20 protein-coding genes are annotated in these 21971 nt (G+C 59.6%); 11 read left to right on the top strand and 9 right to left on the bottom strand.

Annotated features, from left to right (window positions below; translation table 11 throughout):
- Window positions 1-40 precede the first annotated feature (40 nt).
- Window positions 41-610 carry an adenylyl-sulfate kinase gene (gene cysC / locus VVD49_RS18935; protein ID WP_327600789.1) on the top strand — a complete coding sequence of 190 codons (570 nt, stop codon included), beginning with the start codon at window positions 41-43 and terminating at the stop codon, window positions 608-610.
- A 69-nt stretch (window positions 611-679) separates the two neighbouring features.
- Here the strand turns inward: cysC and VVD49_RS18930 are convergent, their stop codons facing one another.
- From VVD49_RS18930 to VVD49_RS18915, 4 genes are all read right to left on the bottom strand, one after another.
- Window positions 680-1249 (bottom strand): YceI family protein, encoded by a 570-nt coding sequence (locus VVD49_RS18930; RefSeq protein ID WP_327600788.1) that lies wholly within the window; start codon window positions 1247-1249, stop codon window positions 680-682.
- 75 nt (window positions 1250-1324) lie between these two features.
- A complete protein-coding gene (locus tag VVD49_RS18925; RefSeq protein ID WP_327600787.1) occupies window positions 1325-1906 on the bottom strand; it encodes a YceI family protein in 582 nt (193 codons plus the stop codon).
- Window positions 1903-2472: a cytochrome b gene (locus VVD49_RS18920; protein WP_327600786.1), complete on the bottom strand. Its 570-nt coding sequence runs from the start codon at window positions 2470-2472 to the stop codon at window positions 1903-1905. The genes VVD49_RS18925 and VVD49_RS18920 overlap by 4 nt, the downstream gene beginning before the upstream one ends.
- Window positions 2473-2676: 204 nt before the next feature.
- Complete coding sequence (locus tag VVD49_RS18915; protein ID WP_327600785.1) at window positions 2677-3987, bottom strand: condensation domain-containing protein; 1311 nt, start codon at window positions 3985-3987, stop codon at window positions 2677-2679.
- Window positions 3988-4379: 392 nt separating this feature from the next.
- Here VVD49_RS18915 and VVD49_RS18910 point away from each other — a divergent pair, with 392 nt between their 5' ends.
- Both VVD49_RS18910 and VVD49_RS18905 read left to right on the top strand, forming a co-directional pair.
- Window positions 4380-5483, top strand: a complete 1104-nt coding sequence (locus tag VVD49_RS18910; protein WP_327600784.1) for a hypothetical protein — start codon at window positions 4380-4382, stop codon at window positions 5481-5483.
- Between the two features lie 106 nt (window positions 5484-5589).
- Window positions 5590-6759 (top strand): acyl-CoA dehydrogenase family protein, encoded by a 1170-nt coding sequence (locus VVD49_RS18905; protein WP_327600783.1) that lies wholly within the window; start codon window positions 5590-5592, stop codon window positions 6757-6759.
- Between the two features lie 82 nt (window positions 6760-6841).
- Here the strand turns inward: VVD49_RS18905 and VVD49_RS18900 are convergent, their stop codons facing one another.
- Both VVD49_RS18900 and VVD49_RS18895 read right to left on the bottom strand, forming a co-directional pair.
- Window positions 6842-8065 (bottom strand): HlyD family secretion protein, encoded by a 1224-nt coding sequence (locus VVD49_RS18900; protein ID WP_327600782.1) that lies wholly within the window; start codon window positions 8063-8065, stop codon window positions 6842-6844.
- Window positions 8066-8076: 11 nt separating this feature from the next.
- On the bottom strand, window positions 8077-9819 hold the full coding sequence (locus tag VVD49_RS18895) for an ABC transporter ATP-binding protein (protein WP_327600781.1): 1743 nt from the start codon (window positions 9817-9819) through the stop codon (window positions 8077-8079).
- Window positions 9820-10358: 539 nt separating this feature from the next.
- Between VVD49_RS18895 and VVD49_RS18890 the strand changes: the two genes are divergently transcribed.
- The 3 genes from VVD49_RS18890 to VVD49_RS18880 all read left to right on the top strand — a co-directional run bounded on the left by VVD49_RS18890 (window position 10359) and on the right by VVD49_RS18880 (window position 14529).
- A complete protein-coding gene (locus tag VVD49_RS18890) occupies window positions 10359-11939 on the top strand; it encodes a peptide chain release factor 3 (protein WP_327600780.1) in 1581 nt (526 codons plus the stop codon).
- A gap of 294 nt (window positions 11940-12233) precedes the next feature.
- Complete coding sequence (locus VVD49_RS18885) at window positions 12234-13124, top strand: dienelactone hydrolase family protein (protein ID WP_327600779.1); 891 nt, start codon at window positions 12234-12236, stop codon at window positions 13122-13124.
- 418 nt (window positions 13125-13542) lie between these two features.
- Window positions 13543-14529, top strand: a complete 987-nt coding sequence (locus tag VVD49_RS18880; protein ID WP_327600778.1) for a BamA/TamA family outer membrane protein — start codon at window positions 13543-13545, stop codon at window positions 14527-14529.
- A gap of 76 nt (window positions 14530-14605) precedes the next feature.
- Here VVD49_RS18880 and VVD49_RS18875 read toward each other — a convergent pair whose 3' ends face one another.
- The gene (locus tag VVD49_RS18875; RefSeq protein ID WP_327600777.1) at window positions 14606-14878 is read right to left on the bottom strand and encodes a hypothetical protein; all 273 of its coding nucleotides are present in this window, start codon (window positions 14876-14878) and stop codon (window positions 14606-14608) included.
- A 137-nt stretch (window positions 14879-15015) separates the two neighbouring features.
- Here VVD49_RS18875 and VVD49_RS18870 point away from each other — a divergent pair, with 137 nt between their 5' ends.
- Complete coding sequence (locus tag VVD49_RS18870; RefSeq protein ID WP_327600776.1) at window positions 15016-15522, top strand: hypothetical protein; 507 nt, start codon at window positions 15016-15018, stop codon at window positions 15520-15522.
- Between the two features lie 96 nt (window positions 15523-15618).
- Window positions 15619-16467 (top strand): DNA ligase, encoded by an 849-nt coding sequence (locus VVD49_RS18865; protein WP_327600775.1) that lies wholly within the window; start codon window positions 15619-15621, stop codon window positions 16465-16467.
- Between the two features lie 6 nt (window positions 16468-16473).
- On the opposite strand, the gene VVD49_RS18860 is transcribed toward VVD49_RS18865, so the two are convergent.
- On the bottom strand, window positions 16474-17367 hold the full coding sequence (locus VVD49_RS18860) for a nitrate- and nitrite sensing domain-containing protein (protein ID WP_327600774.1): 894 nt from the start codon (window positions 17365-17367) through the stop codon (window positions 16474-16476).
- Window positions 17368-17380: 13 nt separating this feature from the next.
- Window positions 17381-18547, bottom strand: coding sequence for a methyl-accepting chemotaxis protein (locus VVD49_RS18855; RefSeq protein WP_327600773.1), 1167 nt, complete (start codon window positions 18545-18547; stop codon window positions 17381-17383).
- A gap of 318 nt (window positions 18548-18865) precedes the next feature.
- Between VVD49_RS18855 and prfB the strand changes: the two genes are divergently transcribed.
- From prfB to VVD49_RS18840, 3 genes are all read left to right on the top strand, one after another.
- Window positions 18866-19970, top strand: a protein-coding gene (prfB, locus tag VVD49_RS18850) for a peptide chain release factor 2 (RefSeq protein ID WP_327600772.1) whose coding sequence is annotated in 2 segments (ribosomal slippage) — window positions 18866-18946 and window positions 18948-19970 — 1104 coding nt in all. Because the reading frame shifts where the segments join, the coding sequence is not laid out codon by codon here.
- A gap of 7 nt (window positions 19971-19977) precedes the next feature.
- Window positions 19978-21252 (top strand): hypothetical protein, encoded by a 1275-nt coding sequence (locus VVD49_RS18845; protein ID WP_327600771.1) that lies wholly within the window; start codon window positions 19978-19980, stop codon window positions 21250-21252.
- A gap of 10 nt (window positions 21253-21262) precedes the next feature.
- Window positions 21263-21970, top strand: coding sequence for a hypothetical protein (locus tag VVD49_RS18840; RefSeq protein ID WP_327600770.1), 708 nt, complete (start codon window positions 21263-21265; stop codon window positions 21968-21970).
- The last annotated feature ends 1 nt before the right edge of the window (window position 21971 follow it).

Below are 21971 nucleotides of genomic sequence, written 5' to 3'. Positions count from 1 at the left end.
CCGCGCCAGTTCAACGCATACCTACAACAAGGTGATCACCATGCAAGACTCAGGCATCCGCTCCACACCCAGGCACACGCCAACCGTCATACCACGCACGATCTGGCTGACGGGGTTGAGCGGCGCAGGCAAGTCCACGCTCGCGTCAGGATTGGGCCAGCAACTCAAGGAGGCTGGCTATGCCTGTTACGTGCTCGATGGCGATGTCCTGCGCAACGGGCTCTGTCGCGACCTGGGCTTCTCGGCAGAAGATCGTTCCGAGAACATCCGCCGCGTTGCCGAGGTTGCACGCTTGATGAATGAGGCCGGCATCATCGTCATCGCGGCGTTGATCTCGCCCTACCAGGCAGACCGCTTGATGGCCCGCAACATCGTGGGCACTGAACGCTTCATCGAGGCCTACATCAGCACCCCGATTGCTGTATGCGAATCGCGTGATCCGAAAGGCCTGTACCGTCGCGCCCATGCGGGTGAACTTCAAGGATTCACCGGAGTATCCGCACCATACGAACACCCGGAGAATCCCGAGGTATCAATCAATACCGCGCTGATGCCGCCCGCACACTGCGTTGCCGAACTGATGCGGCATGTACTTGACAATGTCGAGTGATCATTTCCGCCAAGAACGCGGGGTACAAAAAAGCCGGCACATGTGCCGGCTTTTTCATCCACGCCAGGCTTAGTCCTTGAAGGCCTGCACGGTGAATGTCAGTGTCACCTCATCAGCCACGACAGGCACCTGCTTTGCAATACCAAAGTCAGAGCGCTTGATCTTGGCGATGGCATTCGCGCCAATACCTTCACGTCGCTTCTGTACAGGATGCTGACCCGCAGCGAATGAGGTCACGGTGAGCGACACGGGTTTTGTGATGCCCTTGACCGTCAACTCACCATCGATCGCCACCAGTTTGTCACCCTCGAATTTCACACCGGTCGACTTGTAAGTAATGGTCGGGTACTTCGCGGTATCGAACATGTCTTCCGCCTGCATTTGCTGCGTGAACAGCGCGTAACCCGTGTTGAGCGACTTTGCATCGATCGTCACATCCACCGAACCCGTATGCGCAACCTTGTCGTAGACGATCTTGCCCGTCATCTGGTCAAAACGATGCTGCTGATAGGTCCAGCCCAGATGGTCATAACCAAAGCGTGCGGCGCTATGGGTCGGGTCGATTGAATAGTTCTCCGGCGCCGCCGAAGCGCTTGCGGCGATGACTGCACAGGCAACTGCAAAAGCGATTCTCTTCATGCTTCTTGTCTCCATGGTGAGGGATTCCAGGCGTATTCGAAGATGCTGCTGGCGGCCAGGACGCCGTAAAGAAACCTACTTTCCGCCGGCACCCGCCAGCAGTCTTACCTTGATCTGGATTTCGTTCGCCACCGTTGCGAAGTCGGCCCACGCCCCTTCGCCGATCGCAAAGTCCGCGCGCTTGATAGTGAAAGAGCCTTCGAACAAACCATTCGCACCATCCTGCGTGAAGCTGATCGGTGCCGCGATGTCCTGCGTCTTGCCCTTCATCGTCAGCTTGCCTCTGACCTCGAAGCGATTCCCGCCCAGAGGTGCAACCGACGTAGAGACAAAGCTCGCTTGCGGATAGGTTTTCGTGTTGAACCAGAGCTTGCCGCGCACTTCTTCATCGGCATCCGTGGCGCCGGTGTCGATGCTGGCCAGATCGATCTGGAAACTTGCAGTTGCTGCAGCCGGCTTCGCGGGATCAAATCGGAGCTGACTCGCGTAACGCCCGAAACTACCTTCCATTGGCACGTTCATCTGTTTGTAGATGAACTTGATGGCACTCTTGTCGGCAATGACGCGCGTGTACTCAACCGCCGCCGCTGGGCGTATGCCTGCGCTTAACGCGGCATACGAAACAAAAACCGCTGCAATGATCTGTTTGCTTTTCATGATGGCTTTCCGGAGGACCTGGGTTCAACGCACGGCAGCATGCGCGCGAGGACACCATCGTGATCCACAAAGTGATGTTTCAATGCAGCGGCAACATGTCCGATGACAATCACCGCCATCGTGAAATTGAGTGTGACGTGCAGGGTCTGAAGGCTGCGGCCTAACACAGCATTCCGTCCGACCAGATCCGGTAACTGCCACAGCCCGAGATAGACGGTTGGGACCCCTTTGGCCGAGCTCATCAACCAGCCAGACAAGGGGATTGCAAACATGAGCAGGTACAGGATGCGATGAGCCCACAGCGCCAGGCTCTCCTGCAGCGATCGTGATCCGCCCGCCAGGGTATGCGGGCTCGTCAATCGAACCGCCAGCCGAACAGCCGCCAGCATGAACAGGCTGACACCGATCCATTTGTGCCATGAGTAATAGCGGAGCTTGTCTGGCGACAAAGGCATGTCCGCCATGTAAAGGCCCAACGCAAACGTGACGGCAAGCACCAAGCCCATCAACCAGTGCAAGGCGATTGCCGTTGGCTTGTAAGCACTTTGTGAAGGGAGCTTGGTCATGTCTGAAACGGTCCGTACCAGGATTGAGTCGTCATCACAGCCTGCCCTCAGCACTCGGCAGATCGAGGGGCAAGCGCACGCCGCCGCGGATTATATAGGCGCCTGCCGCGCCAATCCGCTTCATCAGCAAGTTAGTTGCGTTGCCAGTTTTGCTGTTTCTGACGATATGAATGCAGCAACGTATCTATGGCAGTGCAGCAGCGCTCAGTTGCACATTGACGCTAGGCTTGAGGGAAGCAGTTCGTCAATTACGCGCAAGGCAAGCTCTTCGCTTCCCGACTGTCTGAGCCCTTTAACCCATAACTCGACTGCACCGCTGCGCGGCGCGCGAAAAACGAATTTGTATTCAGCACCAAGACCACCCGCGATGCTTGCCTGGAAGGTCCGGCTGGGCAGGCCAAACAGCCGCGAGAAATCATTCTGGGTCACATCCATGACAATCTTGCCGAATTTGATCGAAGATCCTGCCGGCGCGGGCGGATAGCACTCTGCGATGCCGGGACTGATTTCCGAGATCGGAATCATGCCGAACTGCGACATCAACAGAAAAAACTCGCGATGCAGGGCCTTCACGCATTCGACGGAACCGCCCGCCGGATTGGCGTCGAGAAACGACGGCATGGTCGTGGACAGGTAGCCAACAAGATTGGCCGTCCCATTGATCGAACGGTTGGAGAAGGTCGACGTAAAGAAGAGGCCACGCACGTCACGCGCGCGCGCAACGCTCAAACCAGTGAGCGCCATCAGGGCCGTCGGCACTGTCACCTTCGCAATGCGCGCGGCACTGACAAGCATTTCACTGAATCCGGCGGGGAACTCGCGATCCAGCAGAAACGAGTCCTTTGTCTCGGGGGAGAAATGTAATTGCGCCACGCCTCCCGTCTTCTCGATCTGTCCATGCAATCGCTCCTGCAACTGCGCTACACGCTCACGGTAGGCGGGGCTCTGCATCCACGCGACCTGGCTGGCCACGAATGCAGATAGCCCATACTCGAGCTCCGGCAGATCAGGCGCCCTCTTCGCCACCTCCGCCAGATATAGCTCGCTGAGCTCCCTGATGATGATTGCAACCGCCTGCCCATCAGCGATCAACGCAGCGATCGAGATCACGATTACCGTCTGCGCGTTTGCCACCTCGAGAACACCAATGCGGGCGAGTGGGCTGGCGTCTGCAGGAAACGCCTCCTCTGCCACAGCGAGCGCCTGAATTCTCACCTGTTCATGGCAAACGGAAAACTCTCGCAGATCGAGTTGTACGCAGGGGATCTCGGCCTCCGCCTCGACTCTACGGATCGGCGCGCCCGTTGCATCCTTTTCAAAATGCGTACGCAGGGCTTCATGCCGCAACGCGAGTTGCCGCAGGGCTCGCCGCAGCGCAGCGACATCGAGCACGCCATCTACCGTACGAAAACGGCAAAGATTGACCCCCTTCGCCGTACGCCGACTCGACAGATCGCGTCGTTCTGCATATGAAATCTCACGCGCGTGCGTTAATGATGGATCAATTCTGAACATGTCGGATTCGCCCGGTTAAGCATGACCGGCCCAATATTCATGCGTGGAAAACGACGCTTTGCCGCGCGCCAGGAGGCGCAAGTATTACCGCATACGCACTCTGTGTGAAATCCGTTCAGCAGATGCAATCCAGCATGGTGATCCCATGACGTTGCGCTTCACCACACGCGCCCTTGAATGCACATGCAAGACATTTGGCGATCAGGTTTCGAACGAATTCGAATCGGCATGTAAACGCGTTGATTTTTGTGACATCATGCCCGGCCAGATACTGCCTGACGTTACGCGAGCGAAGACTCGCCACCACGTGTGGAATACAGGAAAAGGCTGACGCGGACTGACATGCCCGGCTCACCGAGGCTGCTCCGCCCAAGGAAATAAGGAGGAGAAGCATGACCGCCAAGATACTGCCTCTGGTCGAATCACCGATTCGCGGCTACATGATGTATAGCTACCATCTGGCTGTCACCCTGACGAACGTCGACGCGTGGCCATGGATCCACAGCAACTATGTGCAGCTGCAATGCAACGCCGCACAACTCGCGCTTTCGGAGTGCATCGACTTCAGCAAGACACCCAAAGGCGAAATCCACTTTACAGAAGGAACGGCGCCTTTCAATCCCTGGCTCGCTGACAGCGACAAACTCGATGAAGCCACCATGGAGTCCCTGGGCGACTCCATCGCCGAATATGTCGTCACCAAGTTGCAGCAGGACTTCTACGTCGAGACCTTCGTCGACGAGTTCTACATTTCCGCCCTCTTCAACGGCGGCACCACGCATTTCGGTCACCGCTTGCTCGTCTACGGCTACGACGATGAACGTCGCACCTTCAACATCATCGGTTTCGACAAGAACTCGCAGTACCGACAGCTCGAATGCAGCTACGCCGAACTCGATGCCGGTTTCGTACATAGCGTGCCGCACATTGCAGGGCGCACGCGCTTCTTCAAACCAAGCGCAGACAGCCGACCACCCGCGCGTTTTGATCCGGAACGCTTCCTGCCGGTGCTTGCCGAGTACCTGTCGTCGACCAATACCTTGTTGAATCCGGACCTGCGCGGCGACCTGAAGCCGAATACCGACTTGTGGTACGGCCTGAAAACGTATGAGTTCCTGCAGCAATACCTGACAAGGTGGATCGACGCGCGCAACAGGGACGTACCGATGGGGCTCGATTTCCGCGGCTTCCATATCTTCTGGGAGCACAAGAAATGCATGAACCAGCGCGCGCGCTGGCTGGCCGCCCAGGGCTATGCCGTTTCGCAAAGCATGCTCGATCGATTCAGCCAGGTTCAGACCTCGGCAGAATCTGCCCGTAATCTTGTCGTCATGTGTCGACGGGGCCTGCTGCCCCGTGGCAGAGAGCACCTGATCCCGATTCCGGAGCAGATGGAGACAACAAGGCGTATCGAGGCAGAAGTGCTCGCGGAGCTGGCGCACGTCGTCGCGCAACACGCCCCGACCTTGCACGGCGAAAAATCTGCGCAGGTATAATCGCCCGCGCTCAAATGTCCGGATTCGCAGGACCCCGATGATGCATTCAAGGTCGACTACGGCCACATAACAATCGATTCAAATCGACCTGGAGACACCGATGTTAATGGACCAGATAGACGATGCCGTCGTCACGGCCGAGCCTGCAACAGATGCATCGCAGATTCTTGCAAACATCCGCGCCCTGCGCCCTTTCCTTCAATCGCGCGGCAATGAAATAGAAGAGTTGCGCCGCGTGCCGGACGATGTGCTCGATGCGGTCCGCAAGACCGGCGCCTTCCGCATGATGATGCCGCGCAGCTGGGGCGGCGCGGAGATGAACATCATGCAGCTCAACGAGGCGCTCGAAGAGCTCGCGATGGGTAATGGCGCTGTCGCATGGTGCGTGATGATCCAGACAGATAGCGGTCAATACAGCGGGCTGCTCGACAGTGCGATCGCACGCCAAATGTTTCCGCATCCGGACGTCACGACTTCGAATGTCATCCGCGCCGCGGGTCGCGCCCAGAAGGTCGACGGCGGCTACATGGTCAACGGTCGCTGGCCCTTTGCGAGCGGCTGTCTGCACGCCGACCTGTTTGCCGGCGGCTGCCATGTTTTCGACGGCGTCCGCCTTGTACTCGATGACAATGGCCAGCCCATCCACAAGATGATCGTTGCGCGTCGTGAAGACTTCATCATTCACGACACTTGGTACACCACAGGCTTGCGCGGCACCGGCAGCAATGACATCGAAGCGAAGAATCTCTTCATTCCGGAAGACCGCGTATTCGATTTTGATCGCCCATCCCACCCAGGGCCGCTGTACCTGTGGTCCTCCATCCTCTGCGCGAAGATGCCGGGTGTGGTGCTCGGCATCGCACGCAGCGCGATTGAAGCCGTTACTGAAACCATGCGTAGCAAGAAGGTGAAGTCCGAGTTCGCAGCGCTTGCAATCGCCGAGGCACACACGCTGTATGCCGCGTCACGCGCCTATGTATATCAATCGCTGGAAGCGGTCTGGAAGAAACTGGAAGCAGGCGAACTTCCGGATGAACAGGAACGTGCTGCCGTGTATCTCGCCCGTGCAAATGCCTTCCAGTCCTCGCGCCAGGCCGTGCAAACCCTGTTCGACGCGGTGGGTGGTCCGGCCGTGTACGGCAAGAAAATGCCGCTTGAGCGCCATCTGCGCGACCTGACAACGGCATGCCAACACACCTTTGGTCAACGCAAGGCACAGATCGCAGCGGCGGAGTTCATGCTCGGCACGCTGGACAAGCCCGTCCTGTTCCTCTGAGCCCTGAAAAGAAAAACGGCGCCGGATTCACGGCGCCGTTTTTCTTTGTGCGCGCAATTCTCCGCGCGCATGTCAGCCTGACTTACTTGCCATAGAACTTGGCGTAAACCGGCTCCAGTATCCACTCGAAAACCTTGCGGGTTTCGACCTGTATGTCCGCCTCGACCTTGATGCCGTCATGCAGCGCAAAGTCGCGGCCGTAGGCATGCACGGTCTGGCTTTCAGGCTCGACCTGCACGCGGTAGTAATTGTCCGTCGCAAGTGAAGCCAGCCTCAACTCACTGCGATCGAGTGCCACCGGAGAAATGGCCCGCACCGTGGCGTTGTATTCACCAAACTTCTGATAGGGATAGGACTCGTATCGCAGCTTGACCGCGTTCTTCTTCTGGAGAAAACCTATCGCGCTACTTGGCACGTAGAGGTTCACATAGAACTTCGAATTGGAGGGCGACACAGACATCAGGAGATCCTTCTCCAGCACAGTGTCGCCAAGCTTCGGCAGGATGGCTGCAACGATGCCATCAGTCTTTGCCTGGATCACGAACTCCTGGCGCGCCTGATAATCGATCGCCTCCTGGTTGGTGGATGACAAGGCGCGCGTGAGCGGCAACAGCTCCTTCTCCCTGCGACGGACCAGCATCGCCTTGTTGGCTTCGAGTTCGTCCACCGCCGACTGCGTGAAGATCAGCTCCTTCTTGGCATTCTCATGATCAGCTTCGGCCTGCAGCAACCTTCGCTCTTCGTCAGCAAGACCTTCCTTCGAAAGAAAACCTTGCTCCACCAACGCAGAGCGCCGCTTGTAACTCTCTTTCGCGAGATTCAGCACGCGCTCCTGAATACCTACGTTGGTCTGGATCTGAGACAACTCACCGCGCTTGCGCGTGATCTGATTGACGAGCAAGGCTTGTTCGGACTCATAGAGCGAATGAATGTTCGCCATCTCCTCGCGCAGCGTCGTACCTTTGAAGTTCGACGCCTTGACCTGAGCAAGCTCCGCACCGCCACCTGACCCCAGCTGGCGCTCGGTAGACAAGGTCAGCAGCGGCTGGCCCTTGCGTACGACATCGCCCTCCATGACGTGCTGCCGCACCACCACGCTGTTCAGTTGTGCGTAGATCTTGACCACGCCCTCTTCCGCGTCGACGCGGCCTTGCACGCGCTCCGAACGTGTGTAGGGAACGAAAATGATCACCACGCCGATGACGACGAGCAGCATCGCGCAAAACACACTGATGATCTGCAGGCTCAAAGGCGTTTTCGGCTCGCCGGTTTCCTGAACGACATTCTTGTCTTTATGTTCTGACATGGTCAGGCTCCCTAGTCAGGCATCAGACCGCCAACCTGGCGATTCCACAGATCATGGTAGTGGCCGTTGAGTTTCAACAGCTCCCTATGGTTGCCATCCTCGATGATGTTCCCGTCCGAGAACACCAGGATGCGGTCCAGCTCGCGGATCGTCGACAACCGGTGCGCAACCACGATGACGGTCTTGCCGATCATCGTTTCGGCAAGTGCATCCTGGATTTCCGACTCGGTGATCGAATCCAGGCTGGACGTCGCTTCATCGAGAATCACGATCGGAGCGTCTTTCAGCAAGGCTCGCGAGATGGCAATACGCTGACGTTGTCCGCCAGACAGGCGAATGCCGCGCTCGCCAACGAAAGTCTCGTATTTTTCGGGCAGCGACATGATGAAGTCGTGCGACATCCCTTTACGCGCTGCCTCGAACACTTCCTCCTCCGTGGCATCGGGCGATCCGTAGCCAATGTTGTCGCGAATCGAGCGGTGGAACAGGATCGGGTCCTGCGGGATGAGCGCAATCTGCTCGTACAACGCGGTGAAGGAGAGATTCTTGATATCCACGCCGTCGATCAGCACCTCACCGCCTGTCGACTCGTACAGGCGCAGCAGCAGATTCACGAACGAGCTCTTGCCCACGCCCGACAGCCCTACCAGACCAACTTTCTGTCCCGCAGGAATGGATACTGACAAGCCCTTGAGAATCTCACGATTGCTGTCATAGGCGAAGCGCACATCCTTGAACTCGATCTCGCCCTTGATGGCGATATCGGTCAGAGCGCCCGGCTTCTCCTTGATTTCGTGCGGCATCAGAATCGCCGCGATGCCACCATTCAAACGCTCCACGAAATCAAACAGTTCCAGCATGCGTTTGCTGCTGGCGTGCGCATACGTGATGACCACGTTGGCAAGGAATACGGAGAGCACGAGATCCGAGGCTGACAAGCCCTCGGCCGCCACCAGCCACACGGCGATGAACAAGGACGTCACCTTGAAGACCATCCCGAAGAAATACAGGATGAGCCGCGATTTTTCGGCCTCCATGCTGTACATCACCGCTTCGCGCTGCTCAGCCTCCAGCACCCGCTTGAAACGCGCTGCCTCGGCTCTCTCCTGCGCAAACAACTTGATGTTCAGCAGATTCGTGACCACGTCACCGAGCGCCCCCGCAATGCGCGCGCGCGCAGCACCCGTCTTCTTCGACATGGGGTGGCGCTGCTTTGCCAGGTACATGGCGATCACCGCGAACAGGAACGCCCACACCAGCACGAACATGCCGAGCCAGGGCTCGATGAACATCAGCATGATCGAAGACGCCACGACCACCACGCAGGCGGGCCACATCTCCGTCATCAGCAGCCACATGCCGTCCGTCACCGCAGTCGACGACTCCAGCATGCGCCCCGTCAGCACACCGGCTTGCGAGCGGGAAATGAACTTGTGTGAATGGAACTGCAGGTGATTGAAGAGACACAGCAGTGCAAAACCGCGGATCTTCGGGCCCACAACAGCTTGCTTGCTGGAGATGTAGCGCGTGCAGAGCACGTCAGCCACGGCAAAGAAGAGGAAGAACAGCAGATGCATGAACAGCATCGGCCAGCTCAGGTAGGCAACCTTGACGCTGGCCACGATCTCCCGGACCACATTGCTCAAGGCATACGGCATCATCACCTGGGTGAGTGCGGCAAAGCTCTGCGCCAGGAATATCACGGTCAAACCGCCAATATTCGGGCGCAATACCGGACCCAGAAAGCCCCACATGCTAGGGGTAGCATCACCCCAGACTGGAATCTTCGCGTCGTGTCTGATTGTTGTCATATTTTTATGAAATCAAGTCGGGTCTCTACCGACACGCGCGCACTGTACCAGAGGCACGCGTTCCGCAGCTCGAATCGCTTCGGGATTTCGAATCACTTTGACGCCCTGAACCCAAGGGGCTCCAACAGCACTCATGCACGCGCGGCAGTCACGAGCAATCTGCCGCGAACATCGTATGGTCAGCTTGCAAGCGCATTGTTACTACACAGCGCCTATTCCGGCACCAGGCAATAGCTGCAATCAATCGTGCAGCGCTCATTTTCCCCAAGTGAGTCGCCTCGCACAACGATCTCGGACGACGACGATTAATAAGCGTCGATCAGCGAAGGAATTGAAAAAATGGATGCCATGCCGGGCCAGAAACGCGATCCCGCTCGGCCTTACCCGATACGCGCGGTATACTTGCCCGCTTTGCCCAAGACCCTGCGACCCCGCAATCCCGGTAGCAGCTCTTAACGCGCAACCCATTCTGGAACTCGCCCATGCAGGACCAACGACTCGCCGAAGAAATCAGGCGCAGACGCACGTTTGCCATCATCTCCCACCCTGACGCGGGCAAGACCACGCTGACGGAAAAGCTGCTGTGGTTCGGCGGCGCCATTCAGGTTGCGGGCGAAGTGCGCGCGCGCAAGGCCAGCCGCCACGCCACTTCCGACTGGATGGAGCTGGAAAAGCAGCGCGGCATCTCGGTTACCTCCTCGGTCATGCAGTTCCCCTATCGCGATGCGATCGTGAACCTGCTCGACACACCGGGTCACGAAGATTTCTCGGAAGACACCTACCGCACGCTGACTGCCGTCGACTCCGCCGTCATGGTGATCGACTCGGTCAATGGCGTCGAATCGCGCACCATCCAGCTGCTGCACGTCTGCCGCATGCGTGACACCCCCATCCTGACCTTCATCAACAAGCTCGACCGCGAAGGCAAGGAGCCGATCAACCTGCTCGACGAGATCGAATCCACACTGGAGATGGAATGCGCGCCCATGACCTGGCCGATCGGCATGGGCAAGCGTTTCCGTGGCGTCTACAACCTGTATGACGACACCATCTCTTTCTTCGACCCGCACGCAGAGAAGGGAACGTCCGAGATCATCAAAGGCCTCGACAATCCGCGTCTCGATGAGCTACTGGGTGAGCAGGCGGAAGAGCTCCGCATGGAAGTTGAACTGGTGCGTGGTGCCTCACACACCTTCGACAAAGAGAAGTACCTCACGGGCAAACAGACACCCGTTTTCTTCGGCTCCGGCGTAAACAACTTTGGTGTGCAATCCGTGCTCGACGCCATCGTCGATCTGTCGCCACAGCCGCTGGCGCGCGCTTCGGAGAACCGCGAAGTCAAACCGGATGAGCCGAAGTTCTCCGGCTTCGTCTTCAAGATCCAGGCCAACATGGACCCCAAGCACCGCGACCGCATCGCTTTCATGCGCGTCTGTTCTGGTCGCTTCGAACGCGGCATGAAGATCAAGCAGGTTTCGCAAGGCAAGCAACTCGCAGTCAACAACGCCATCACTTTCATGGCGCAAGATCGCAATACCACTGACGAAGCCTTCCCTGGCGACATCATCGGCATTCCGAATCACGGCACCATTCGTCTCGGCGACACCTTCACCGAAGGCGAAGATCTCAAGTTCACCGGCATCCCATCTTTCGCACCTGACCTCTTCCGCCGCGCGCAGATCAAGAACCCTCTGAAGATGAAGCAGCTGCAGAAGGGCTTGCAGCAGCTCGCGGAAGAAGGCGCGACGCAGCTCTTCAAACCGCTCGCGTCGAACGATCTGATCCTCGGCGCAGTCGGCGTCCTGCAATTTGACGTCGTCGCACACCGTCTCGAATTCGAGTACTCCGTGGAATGCGTCTTCGAAGGCTGCTCATGGGCCACCGCTCGCTGGCTGCGTGGCAAGGACGAAGACATCAAGGCTCTGCTCGACAAAGCGCCTGGCAACATGGCACTGGATGGCGGTGGTGAGTACGTCTACCTCGCGCCGAACCGCGTCAACCTGCAGATGGCGCAGGAACGGCATCCGAACGTGAAGTTCCTCGAGACGCGCGAGATCTACTGATCCTCGTCCGCACCACACTCATCAGGGCGCAGTGACTGCTGCGCCCTGCGTCTTTTCCCCCACTTGAGCGCCTGCTCATGTAGCGCGGCACCCGTCTTCGTCGCCAGCTGCGATGCCTCAAACGCGCGCTTCCCAAGCGCATGCGGCCTGTTTCGTGACTCGATTGAACGCACGGCACTTTCCCATGTCTATGCGACCGGTTACGCTGTCTCTGCCGTTGAATTGCACGGAACCAAAACAAGGCAGAACCCAAGGCTTTTGCCAGCCCATTTCGACCACACGAGGAAGAACATCATGAGTCGTCTTACCGCACAGGATTTCCCACCGGAAGTAATGAAGTTGTTTGACAAGTTCGTTCATGGCGATATTTCACGCCGTGATTTCATCGAGTCCTCAGGGAAGTTCGCGGTTGGCGGTATGACCGGAGCCGGCTTCCTGGCAGCCCTGACGCCCCGCTTCGCAGAAGCACAGCAAGTGAAGCCTGACGACAAGCGCCTCAAGACGAGCTGGGTCGAGATTCCATCCCCTAACGGCAATGGCAAAGTTAGGGGCTATCTGGTGCAGCCTGCTGACGCAAAGGGCAAGCTGCCCGTAGTGCTGGTCATCCACGAAAACCGTGGCCTGAATCCGCATATCGAAGATATTGCCCGCCGTGTGGCGCTCGACAATTTCATCGCCTTTGCACCGGACGCGCTGTTTTCCCTCGGCGGCTACCCCGGTGACGAAGACAAGGCTCGCGAAGCATTCACCAAGCTTGATCAGACCAAGACGCGTGAAGACTTCGTGGCCGCAGCGGACTGGCTTGCCAAGCTGCCAGAAGGTAGCGGCAAGATCGGTGCAGTCGGTTTCTGCTACGGCGGTGGCATGGTGAACTTCCTCGCCACACGCCTGCCCGGGCTCTCCGCTGCCGTGCCTTACTACGGCCCGCAACCCGCCGAAGCCGATGCGGCGAAGATCAAGTCTCCCTTGCAAGCGCACTACGCAAGCAATGACGAGAAGATCACCTCCGGCTGGCCAAAATACGAAGCAGTACTCAAGGCCAATGGCGTCAAGAATGAGGGCTTCGTCTATCCCGGCACGGAGCACGGCTTCAACAACGACACCACGCCCCGCTATAACGAGGCTGCAGCCAAGCTGTCCTGGCAACGCACCATCGCGTTCCTGAACGCAAACCTGCGCGGCTAGTACGGCCTCCGGATCAGGACGCACTGCGTCCTGATCCTTCCCCTCTCCATGCGCCCTCACACCCCACTGCAGCGCTTGCTCCCCTCGCGCGATACCGCGAGAAACACCACGAGTCATTCTTCGTAGCGCTCCCCGCCTGACTCAAGTCGATAGCAGCGCATCGCACGCTTGACCACTCCCGACTGCGGCATCACTATCGAGATGTCGTACGCCACACAGCATGCAATCAGGGAGAAAAAGTGCGATGAAGCGACGCGTATTGCGAGCCGCTCGAGTTACCGGATTTCAAGTTCTAGCCCCGGCTCTGGTCTGCCTGAGTCTGACAATTCCATTTGCCCATGCGGCCGAAGGTGGGCGCTTCACAGACCCCGAAGACGGACGCTTCGATGCCAGTGAGCACCTCCTGAAATACCAGGGCATGCTCCCTGTGCCCATCATCGTCACCGAGCCGGCCATCGGCTATGGCGCCGGTCTGGCCGCAATCTATTTCGACGAATCCATTGCCGATGCTTCGCAGCACAGCATGGAGAAAACGGGACGTCGCGCGCCGCCCAACATGACTGCTTTCGGCGGTTTCAAAACAGGGAACGGTACATATGGCGGCTTTCTGGGCCACATGCATACCTGGAACGGCGACAACATCCGCTACCTCGGCGGTATTGCCAAGCTCGGCATCAATCTCGACTACTACGGCCGACGGGATGAGCCACAGCGCTACACGGTGAACGGCATCGGCCTCGTACAGCAAGTGCTGGCGCGCGTGGCTGACTCACCCGTACTGCTGGGCTTGCGCTATGCCTATTTCAGTTCAGAGATGCACTTCGATCGCGAGCGACCACTTGAACTGATCGACCAGACCTTCAAGCAGAATCTCGGCGCCGTCGGAACACTGATCGACTATGACACCCGCGATAACTTCCTCTCGCCCAATGCCGGCTCCTTTGCCGAAGTGGAGGGCAACTTCATGCGCCCCGAGTTCGGCAGCACGAACAGCTTCGACTTGCTTGGCGCCCGCGGCTATCACTGGCAACCACTGAGTAACCGACTGGTACTGGCGCTACGAGCTGATTGGCAGGGCGCGCGCGGCGACGTGCCGTTCTGGGCACAGCCCTATGTCAAGCTGCGTGGCATTCCAGCCGCTCGCTATCAGGACAGGCAGGCGGCAGCGGGCGAGATGGAGTTGCGCGTGGCACTGGACGAACGCTGGTCCGTCATCGGCTTTGGGGGCGTGGGCAAGGCTTATGGAAAGCGCACCAGCTTTTCCGATGCCGAGGATGTCACGACCATCGGTGGCGGTTTCCGCTACCTGATTGCACGCAAGCTGGGGCTACTCGTCGGTCTCGATATCGCACGCGGCCCGGACGACACAGCCTTCTATATCCAGGTGGGCAGCGCCTGGCGCTAAGGGGGCGTCGTGCGCCTCCCGGAAAATAAAGAAACCCGCCTGAGCGGGTTTCTTTTTTGTACGCAGCAAACCTTGCTCAGTACTTGATATCACGCGCTGTCTGGCGCCCATCCTGCTTGGCGCCGCGCTTGTCCTGACGACAACCTGCATTGCTCTTGTCGTCGGCAGCACGACAATCCCGCTTCTCTTCACGGGCGTCGGGGCGCGTTTCCTGACGCACATCGCGAGCCGCCTGACGTTGTTTGGATTGCGTCGTAGCGCTGGCAGGGGCCGCACAAAGCGCCATGCCAACAGCCAGCAAAACACCTGAAACCACCATGGGCTTGAGTTCAAACCGGAAAATTGCCATGTGCATACTCCTCTGTCAGCCAACGTTGAATACACGTGTCCCGCGAAGCGCGCGACTGGTCCGGGTCACCATACACGCCACCCCGTAACCTGTACATAGAGACAATCGGGAATGCTGCGGACGGTACAATGCCGCCCATGACATTGAACGCATTTGAAGACACCGCAGCAGACGCATCGCCCACTGCGATTTACGAAGACCGACTGTGGCGCGACAAGGGCTGGACCGCCCGCGTGATCAAGAACGAAGACGATGATGGCTGGGCGGTCGCCATGTACCTGGACGGCGAGTCTGAACCGGCGCTCGTCGGCCCCTGGACCATGGGCCGTGACAAGAAGAACCCGAAGCCACTGGACGCCTTCGCCTTCAGCACCCTGATCAAGACAGCTTCGGAAGTCATCCGCCGCCATGAGCAGCATCAACACGCAATGCTCAACAAGCGCCTGACTGTGGACACACCCTCGGGACGGCTCGACGTCACGCTGCAGATCGTGCCTGACGAAGATGCGCCTTATGCCCTGCTGAGCGCGCATGACGCGAATGGTGAGCAAGTTGCGCAGGTTCGCGTCGGGCCAGAATTCAGATTCAACCCTGGCAGCGCGCATGCCTGGGTCGAGGACGACTTCCGCAGGCCCGGCGACTGAGCTTGCGCATGGGTGCATGAGCGCCCACCCGAAGGTCCGCTTCTTGAAGGATGCCTCGCTCGCTAAGCTGCGGGGCTTCTTTCAGGGAGACCCATTGTGCATAGACGCCACTTCCTTGCAGCACTCCTTGCCGGAGCCCTCTCGCTGACGTGTGGCAAGGCAGCCCGCGCTGCCGACAGCAATATCCTGCTTGCCAACGTCTATCGCGACGACATAGACCCCGCCGACTACTGGGTCAGCGAAAAGCTCGATGGTGTGCGCGCCGTGTGGGATGGCAGCAGCTTGCGTTATCGCAGCGGCAGACCTGTGCATGCCCCCAAGTGGTTCATCGATGCGCTGCCAGGCATCCCTCTCGATGGCGAGTTGTGGATTGCGCGACAGCGCTTCGACAAGCTCTCCGCCATCGTGCGCAAGGAGGAGCCCATCAATGACGAGTGGCGCCAGGTGCAGTACATGATCTTCGAAATGCCGGATGCACTCGGCAGCTTTAGCGATCGCATCGCGCTGATGTCCGCCACGATCCGCAAGGCAAACCTGCCCTGGCTACGTCCTGTCGAACAATTCCGCATTGCCGATCGCAAGGCACTCAAGGCAAAACTCAAGGAAGTCGTCGCCCTTGGCGCGGAAGGCCTGGTACTGCATCGCGCCGACGCACCCTACGTGACCGGCCGCAGCGACGTGCTGCTCAAGCTCAAGCCAATGCTCGACACGGAGGCGACCGTCGTTGGCCACATTCCCGGCAAGGGCCAGAACGCAGGCAAGCTGGGCGCCTTGCTGGTGGAGACACCCGAAGGGCGGCGCTTCCGCATCGGCACCGGCTTCTCGGATGCTGAGCGCATCAATCCCCCACCGCTGGGCACGCTTGTGACGTATCGCTATCGCGATCTCACCTCTACCGGCTTGCCGAAGTTCGCCAGCTATCTTCGGATTCGCGAAAATCCCTAGCGCTGCTTACGGGCTGCGATCTGTCTTCACCACCAGAGACTCTTCTGTCTCCAAGGTTGCCGTCATGCGCTGCTTGCAGGCATCGATCCAGGCGAAAACAGCGTCGATGGCCGAAGTGGCTTGCGCAAAGTAACTGCCTGCGTCCATGCCCACAGTGTTCTTCTCAAGAATGCCCGTGCGAATCGTCGCCAGAAACTGTTCGACCGCCATGACCGTTACTGCCGCCGAAGGGTCTTTTGACTGCGAAGCCGCCTGATCGAGCAAGGTCTTCGCGCGGGCGACGAGAAACATCAGGCGCACGCGCGAAACCGAATTGCACTCGCCACGCGCCGTCACCGCACTGCCCAATGCGCGCGACTGCCCGAGGCATTCGGCCAAGGCCGGCAAGCGATGTGCAAAATTGCGCGCCAGGTCGACCGGCAAGCGCTCGCCCATGGGAATCTCCACCCGCGCTTCACCCAGCCCGGCGAGCCACTCCAGTACTTTCGAAATCAGTTGCGAATGTGCCGTGATGCTCTGATCAACCGAGCTGCTGTCGAGCCGTTCAAGCAACTCCTTCCAGCGATGCAGCAGCACGCCCATGTCGTGCACCGAGAAAACAGGGCGCAGGAATGTGGACTCGGCCCGCGCAAGCTCCTGCAGCTTCGGCGTCAAGCTCTGCACCGCCGCCTGCAGCGCATCCATCTTCAAGCGGAACGAGGCATCGCCCGACAGAAAAGCCGCACTGGCACCACGGTGCTGCTGAATCAGCTTGATCAGCTTGAGCAGGTTCTCGGCGCCATCGATCGCCTTGCGCACACTCCCCACGTCCCTGCCGCGCCTTTGGATGCGATAGAAATACGCGCAGGCCACCCCACACAGCAGCATGGCAACAATGGCAAAAGCGTTGATTGCGCTCATCGTCCACTCCGCCTCATTCGTAGCGATACTGCTGGATGGTCACGGTCAGCTGTTGCGCAAGCTGATCGAGATAGCGCGAGAGCTCGGTGTTGTCGCGCGTCAGTCGCTCACTGCGATCCGCCAGTTGTGCCACCTGCTCCACATCGCGCGCGATCAGCTGACTGGCCGAACTCTGCTCGGCGCTGGCAGCGGCGATCTCGTTGGCCAACTGCATGCTCTCTTCCGTCTTGCGCTCGACCTCGCGGATCCTCTGCAAGGCACCAGCGGCTTCCTGCTGGCTGCCCTGCGCACGCTCGCGCACAGTGTCCATGCGATCTACCAACGCATCGATCTTTGTGCGGATGTTGCCGATACGCTCATCCACCTCACGCGTGGCCGCAACCGTCCGCTCGGCCAGCTTGCGCACCTCATCAGCCACCACCGCGAAGCCACGCCCGTGCGTGCCTGCGTGCTGCGCTTCGATGGCCGCGTTCAGTGCCAGCAACTTGGTCTGATCGCCAATGCTGGCAATCACCTGCACGATGGAACCGATCTGCCGCGAGCCCTCGCCGAGCGCGGCCGCGCTCAAGGCTGTCTGCTCAACGGTGGTCGCGAAGTCCGCCAGCGTCGTCGCCAGCGCATCTACACTGCGCGCGCCATTGCCCAGGGTGTCGCGCATCTCGCGCGACACCTGCGCGCCACCACGTGCCATGTCGCTGGCAACGGCCAGGCTGGTCGTCAACTCCTCGAGCGTCGCAGCGGAAGACACCGTAACGTCACGCTGTACGCGTACGCCTTCGTCGCTGCCCACCGCATTTGCCGTACTTTCGTGCGCGACACTGGAAAGTTCATGCACGGAGCGCGACAGGTCGACAAAGATCCGCGCCAAGCGTCGCCCCATGGCATTCAGGCGCTCCGCAGAGTCCTCAAAACCGGGGCAAGTCGTCGGGTCGATGCGTGCCCGCAGATCGCCTTCTTCAAGCGCGGCTGCAAACGCACCCAAGCCACGCTGCCAGCGCCGATCCCGCCGCATCTGGCGCCAGCTGTAGGCGGCCGTCGCCATGACAGTAGCCAGGGCACACACGACGGCGATCCAGGACGCAGCCTGGAATACGGCCCAGCCCATGAACAGGCCGCTCAGACTTGAGAGTGCCCACTGCAGCAGTGCAGATGAGCGTGAGGAGGTTTCAGCAGCAGGCACTCCTGCTGGCATCGACGCGACATTGAAAGTCATGTGCGGGAAAGGTCAGACCGGAGATGAGTTACCTCTGACAGAGCAAGAAGACTGCCATATCGCCCCCGGGCGCCCAGCGCACCGTGGTGGCCGACGCGCGCGCTAAAGTGATGCCGGATGCCCCGCCCGCAAGAGCTGGCGCGGCGTGCCCATGCACAGCAATGACGCCAGATCGAAGCCAGACGCACCAAAGTCCCGCACGAAGCCTGCGAACTCACACAAGCGGGCGAAGCCATCCCACGAACCGGTATAATTGCAGATTGATTTCAGCCAGCCCGGACAACCATGGAAGCCGAACGCATCAACGCCATCAGTAATGCCCTCTCCGATCTGCGCGGCCGCGCGGAGTCACTGCGGAGGTATCTTTGACTACGACAACAAGGCTGAAAAGCTCGTCGAAGTCAGTAAACAGCTCGAAGACCCGAAAATCTGGGACAACGCCGAGCACGCTCAGGAACTGAGCAAGGAAAAGAAGGCCCTTGAGAACGTCGTCCATGTGCTGGACGAGATCAGCGGTGGCCTCAAGGACGGCGCCGAGCTGTTCGAACTCGCCAGCGCCGAGAGCGATGACGACACCTTCGAGGCCGTCGAAGCCGATGTCGGCACGATCGCTAAATCCGTCGAACTGCTCGAATTCCGCCGCATGTTCAACAACCCGATGGACCCGTGCACGGCTTTCATCGAAATCCAGTCGGGAGCCGGCGGTACCGAGGCACAGGACTGGGCGCAGATGCTCGAACGCATGTATCTGCGCTACTGCGAAAAGAAGGGCTTCACCGTCGAGCTGATGGAAGAGTCCGAAGGCGACGTGGCCGGCATCAAGAGCGCGACGATCAAGATCAGCGGCGATTACGCCTACGGTTACCTGCGCACCGAGACCGGCATCCACCGCCTCGTGCGCAAGTCACCGTTCGACTCCAACGCGCGTCGCCACACAAGCTTCGTGTCGGTCTTCGTATTCCCTGAAGTCGATGACTCGATCGAGATCGACATCAACCCGGCTGACGTACGCACCGACACCTATCGCGCATCCGGCGCCGGTGGTCAGCACATCAACAAGACCGACTCTGCCGTGCGTCTAACGCACGTGCCGACCGGCATCGTCGTGCAGTGCCAGAACGACCGTTCGCAGCACCGCAACCGCGATGAAGCCTGGAAGATGCTGCGCGCCCGCCTCTACGAAGCCGAGCTGCGCAAGCGCCAGTCGGAACAGCAGAAGCTCGAGGACTCGAAGAGCGACATCGGCTGGGGCCACCAGATCCGCTCGTACGTGCTTGACCAGGGCCGCATCAAGGACCTGCGCACCAACTTCGAAAGCGGCAACACGCAGGCCGTGCTGGACGGCGACCTGGACGATTTCATCCAGGCCAGCCTGAAGCAAGGCGTGTAAGCGACAGATGGCGCTGGATTTCAATCTTCAGGACTTCCTGACGCCGGGTGTCGAGCCGGACGACGTGCCCACCCTGTGGGCACTCGTTCGTGCGCGGCCAATGGTCGACACCTTCATCACCTTGTTCCGCGGCGGCGAAGAAGAGGTTTTCATCCGCCTGCATGTGCTGCGCGAAATCGGCGCACGCGCCGATCTGCCACGCTGGTTGCCGGAAGAGCTGCGCCGCCATTTCAGCTACATCGAAACCATCAAGCTGGAAACGGTGCTCAAGCGGCTGCGTGAGAATGGCCTGATGGCGTTCGGCGAAGACGGCACCTATCAGCTTTCCGATGCGGGCCGGAATGCAGTCGCCGCCGTCTCGGCGCTGTTGCGTTTCGGCGAGAACGAAGATGCCGAACTCGGCTTCCTCACGACGCAACTCGCCGGCATGCAGGCTACCGGTACGCTCACGCCGGAAATGCTGCAGCACTTGCTTGCCAAGCTGAACGCGCTGACCGCCTCGTTCGAAGACGCGATTGCATCCGGTTCGGAATTCCGCATTCTCGACGCGCGCTCGCGCCTCTCCAGCAATATCCGCTGGCTCGACAAGGGCACGCAGATTCTGCGTTCGCTGCTCACTGACGACAAGGATGAGGACGGCGACGTCACGCCCGACATCGCACGCACCGCGCATGCCATCGGCCTCGCGCAGAGCCGGCTGGCTCGCGTCGACGCCGCCTTCCAGCGTGCACTGAACAAGATCGAATCGCAGCGCGTGACCCTGGGCGCGTCCGGGGTGTCCTCTTCCGATGCAGCCGCCTGGCTGCGCAGTCTCGATATCCGCCGCATTGCTGCGCTTGCCGATGGTGCAATGGGCGCCGGCCCGCGTACCCAGTTCGTTGCTGGCGGTCACGAACTACTGGACCGCGCCGAAAGCGCCCTGTCGGAAGAAGTACGTCAGATGGAAGCAGACTCTTCTCTGCCGCCATCCGAAGAAGCGCCGACCGACCAGGCCAACGAATCCGAAGACCTGAGCCTGCTCACGCGCCTCTCGGAAAAGCTCTCGGGCATCCCGACCGCCGCGCCTGCGCAACAACTCATTCTCGGCGGCGGCTTCGGCCCCGCCAGCTATCGCCTGTCCCTGCTCTCCTTGCTTGGCAACGAAGAAGCACAAGCCGAAGGCCCTGTCGCCGACCTTACCCAGATGCCATACGACCTGTTGCTCGAGAGCTATCTCGTCGAGGTCATGGAGGACGAGGTGTCGCACATTTCGGCTGGCAACGTCGTACGCCGCGGCGCCTGAAAGGAAACCCATGGAACAAGACATCACATCCCTCACCGCACGTCTGCTGGCGCATCGCTGGTTGCCGCGCAATGACGTGCAGGTGCGCCGCGCACTCGTCGACGAAGCTTTCCGCCATGAGCTCGAACAGCGTCTCGCCAATGTCGGCCTGCAATTGCTCGACAACCCGTTTGCCGAGCATGTTGCCGTCGGCCTGAAGGACGACGTGCTCGACTCGGTGTTCGGCGGTCGTGACTACCAGGCCAGCACCATGGGCCTGACGCGCGACGAGATCGCGCTGCTGATCGTCATCTGGGCGCTGATCATCCTGCCAAAGCGCGAGCGCCAGCTCGGTCGTCGCACGCGCGAGGACGACGGCCAGAACGATATGTTCGGCCAGGAAAAGCCCATCGTGCATGGCGAGGAAGTATCCGGTGCCGTGTCGGAAGCTTCACTGCTCGCCGATTTCGGCACACAGCTCGGCGGCAAGACCAAGATCCGCAACTTCGCGCTCGGCAAGCTCGCCCGCCTCGGCTTCATCGAACGTCGCGGCGGCTACATCCTCGAAGGCCCGCTGCTCGATGTGTTGCTGGATTACCGCGTGCTCGCCGATCGCATCATCAACGGCACGCTGGCCGATGTGCTGGCTGCAGTAGGTCGGCAGTTGCCCACGCAGAGCGATCTGGATGACGAGCTGCTCGAAGAAGAATTCGGCGGCGATGCCGAGTCACACGAATAAA

The sequence above is a fragment of the Uliginosibacterium silvisoli genome (assembly GCF_036017035.1).
GTDB classification, from domain to species: Bacteria; Pseudomonadota; Gammaproteobacteria; order Burkholderiales; family Rhodocyclaceae; genus Viridibacterium; species Viridibacterium silvisoli.
This window is presented reverse-complemented; position numbering and strand designations above follow the sequence as displayed.

Coding starts and splice junctions, on each gene's coding strand:
- cysC (WP_327600789.1), top strand. CDS start 41: ATGCAAGACTCAGGCATCCGCTCCACACCCAGGCACACGCCAACCGTC.
- VVD49_RS18930 (WP_327600788.1), bottom strand. CDS start 1,249: ATGAAGAGAATCGCTTTTGCAGTTGCCTGTGCAGTCATCGCCGCAAGC.
- VVD49_RS18925 (WP_327600787.1), bottom strand. CDS start 1,906: ATGAAAAGCAAACAGATCATTGCAGCGGTTTTTGTTTCGTATGCCGCG.
- VVD49_RS18920 (WP_327600786.1), bottom strand. CDS start 2,472: ATGACCAAGCTCCCTTCACAAAGTGCTTACAAGCCAACGGCAATCGCC.
- VVD49_RS18915 (WP_327600785.1), bottom strand. CDS start 3,987: ATGTTCAGAATTGATCCATCATTAACGCACGCGCGTGAGATTTCATAT.
- VVD49_RS18910 (WP_327600784.1), top strand. CDS start 4,380: ATGACCGCCAAGATACTGCCTCTGGTCGAATCACCGATTCGCGGCTAC.
- VVD49_RS18905 (WP_327600783.1), top strand. CDS start 5,590: ATGGACCAGATAGACGATGCCGTCGTCACGGCCGAGCCTGCAACAGAT.
- VVD49_RS18900 (WP_327600782.1), bottom strand. CDS start 8,065: ATGTCAGAACATAAAGACAAGAATGTCGTTCAGGAAACCGGCGAGCCG.
- VVD49_RS18895 (WP_327600781.1), bottom strand. CDS start 9,819: ATGTGGGGCTTTCTGGGTCCGGTATTGCGCCCGAATATTGGCGGTTTG.
- VVD49_RS18890 (WP_327600780.1), top strand. CDS start 10,359: ATGCAGGACCAACGACTCGCCGAAGAAATCAGGCGCAGACGCACGTTT.
- VVD49_RS18885 (WP_327600779.1), top strand. CDS start 12,234: ATGAGTCGTCTTACCGCACAGGATTTCCCACCGGAAGTAATGAAGTTG.
- VVD49_RS18880 (WP_327600778.1), top strand. CDS start 13,543: ATGCTCCCTGTGCCCATCATCGTCACCGAGCCGGCCATCGGCTATGGC.
- VVD49_RS18875 (WP_327600777.1), bottom strand. CDS start 14,878: ATGGCAATTTTCCGGTTTGAACTCAAGCCCATGGTGGTTTCAGGTGTT.
- VVD49_RS18870 (WP_327600776.1), top strand. CDS start 15,016: ATGACATTGAACGCATTTGAAGACACCGCAGCAGACGCATCGCCCACT.
- VVD49_RS18860 (WP_327600774.1), bottom strand. CDS start 17,367: ATGAGCGCAATCAACGCTTTTGCCATTGTTGCCATGCTGCTGTGTGGG.
- VVD49_RS18845 (WP_327600771.1), top strand. CDS start 19,978: ATGGCGCTGGATTTCAATCTTCAGGACTTCCTGACGCCGGGTGTCGAG.
- VVD49_RS18840 (WP_327600770.1), top strand. CDS start 21,263: ATGGAACAAGACATCACATCCCTCACCGCACGTCTGCTGGCGCATCGC.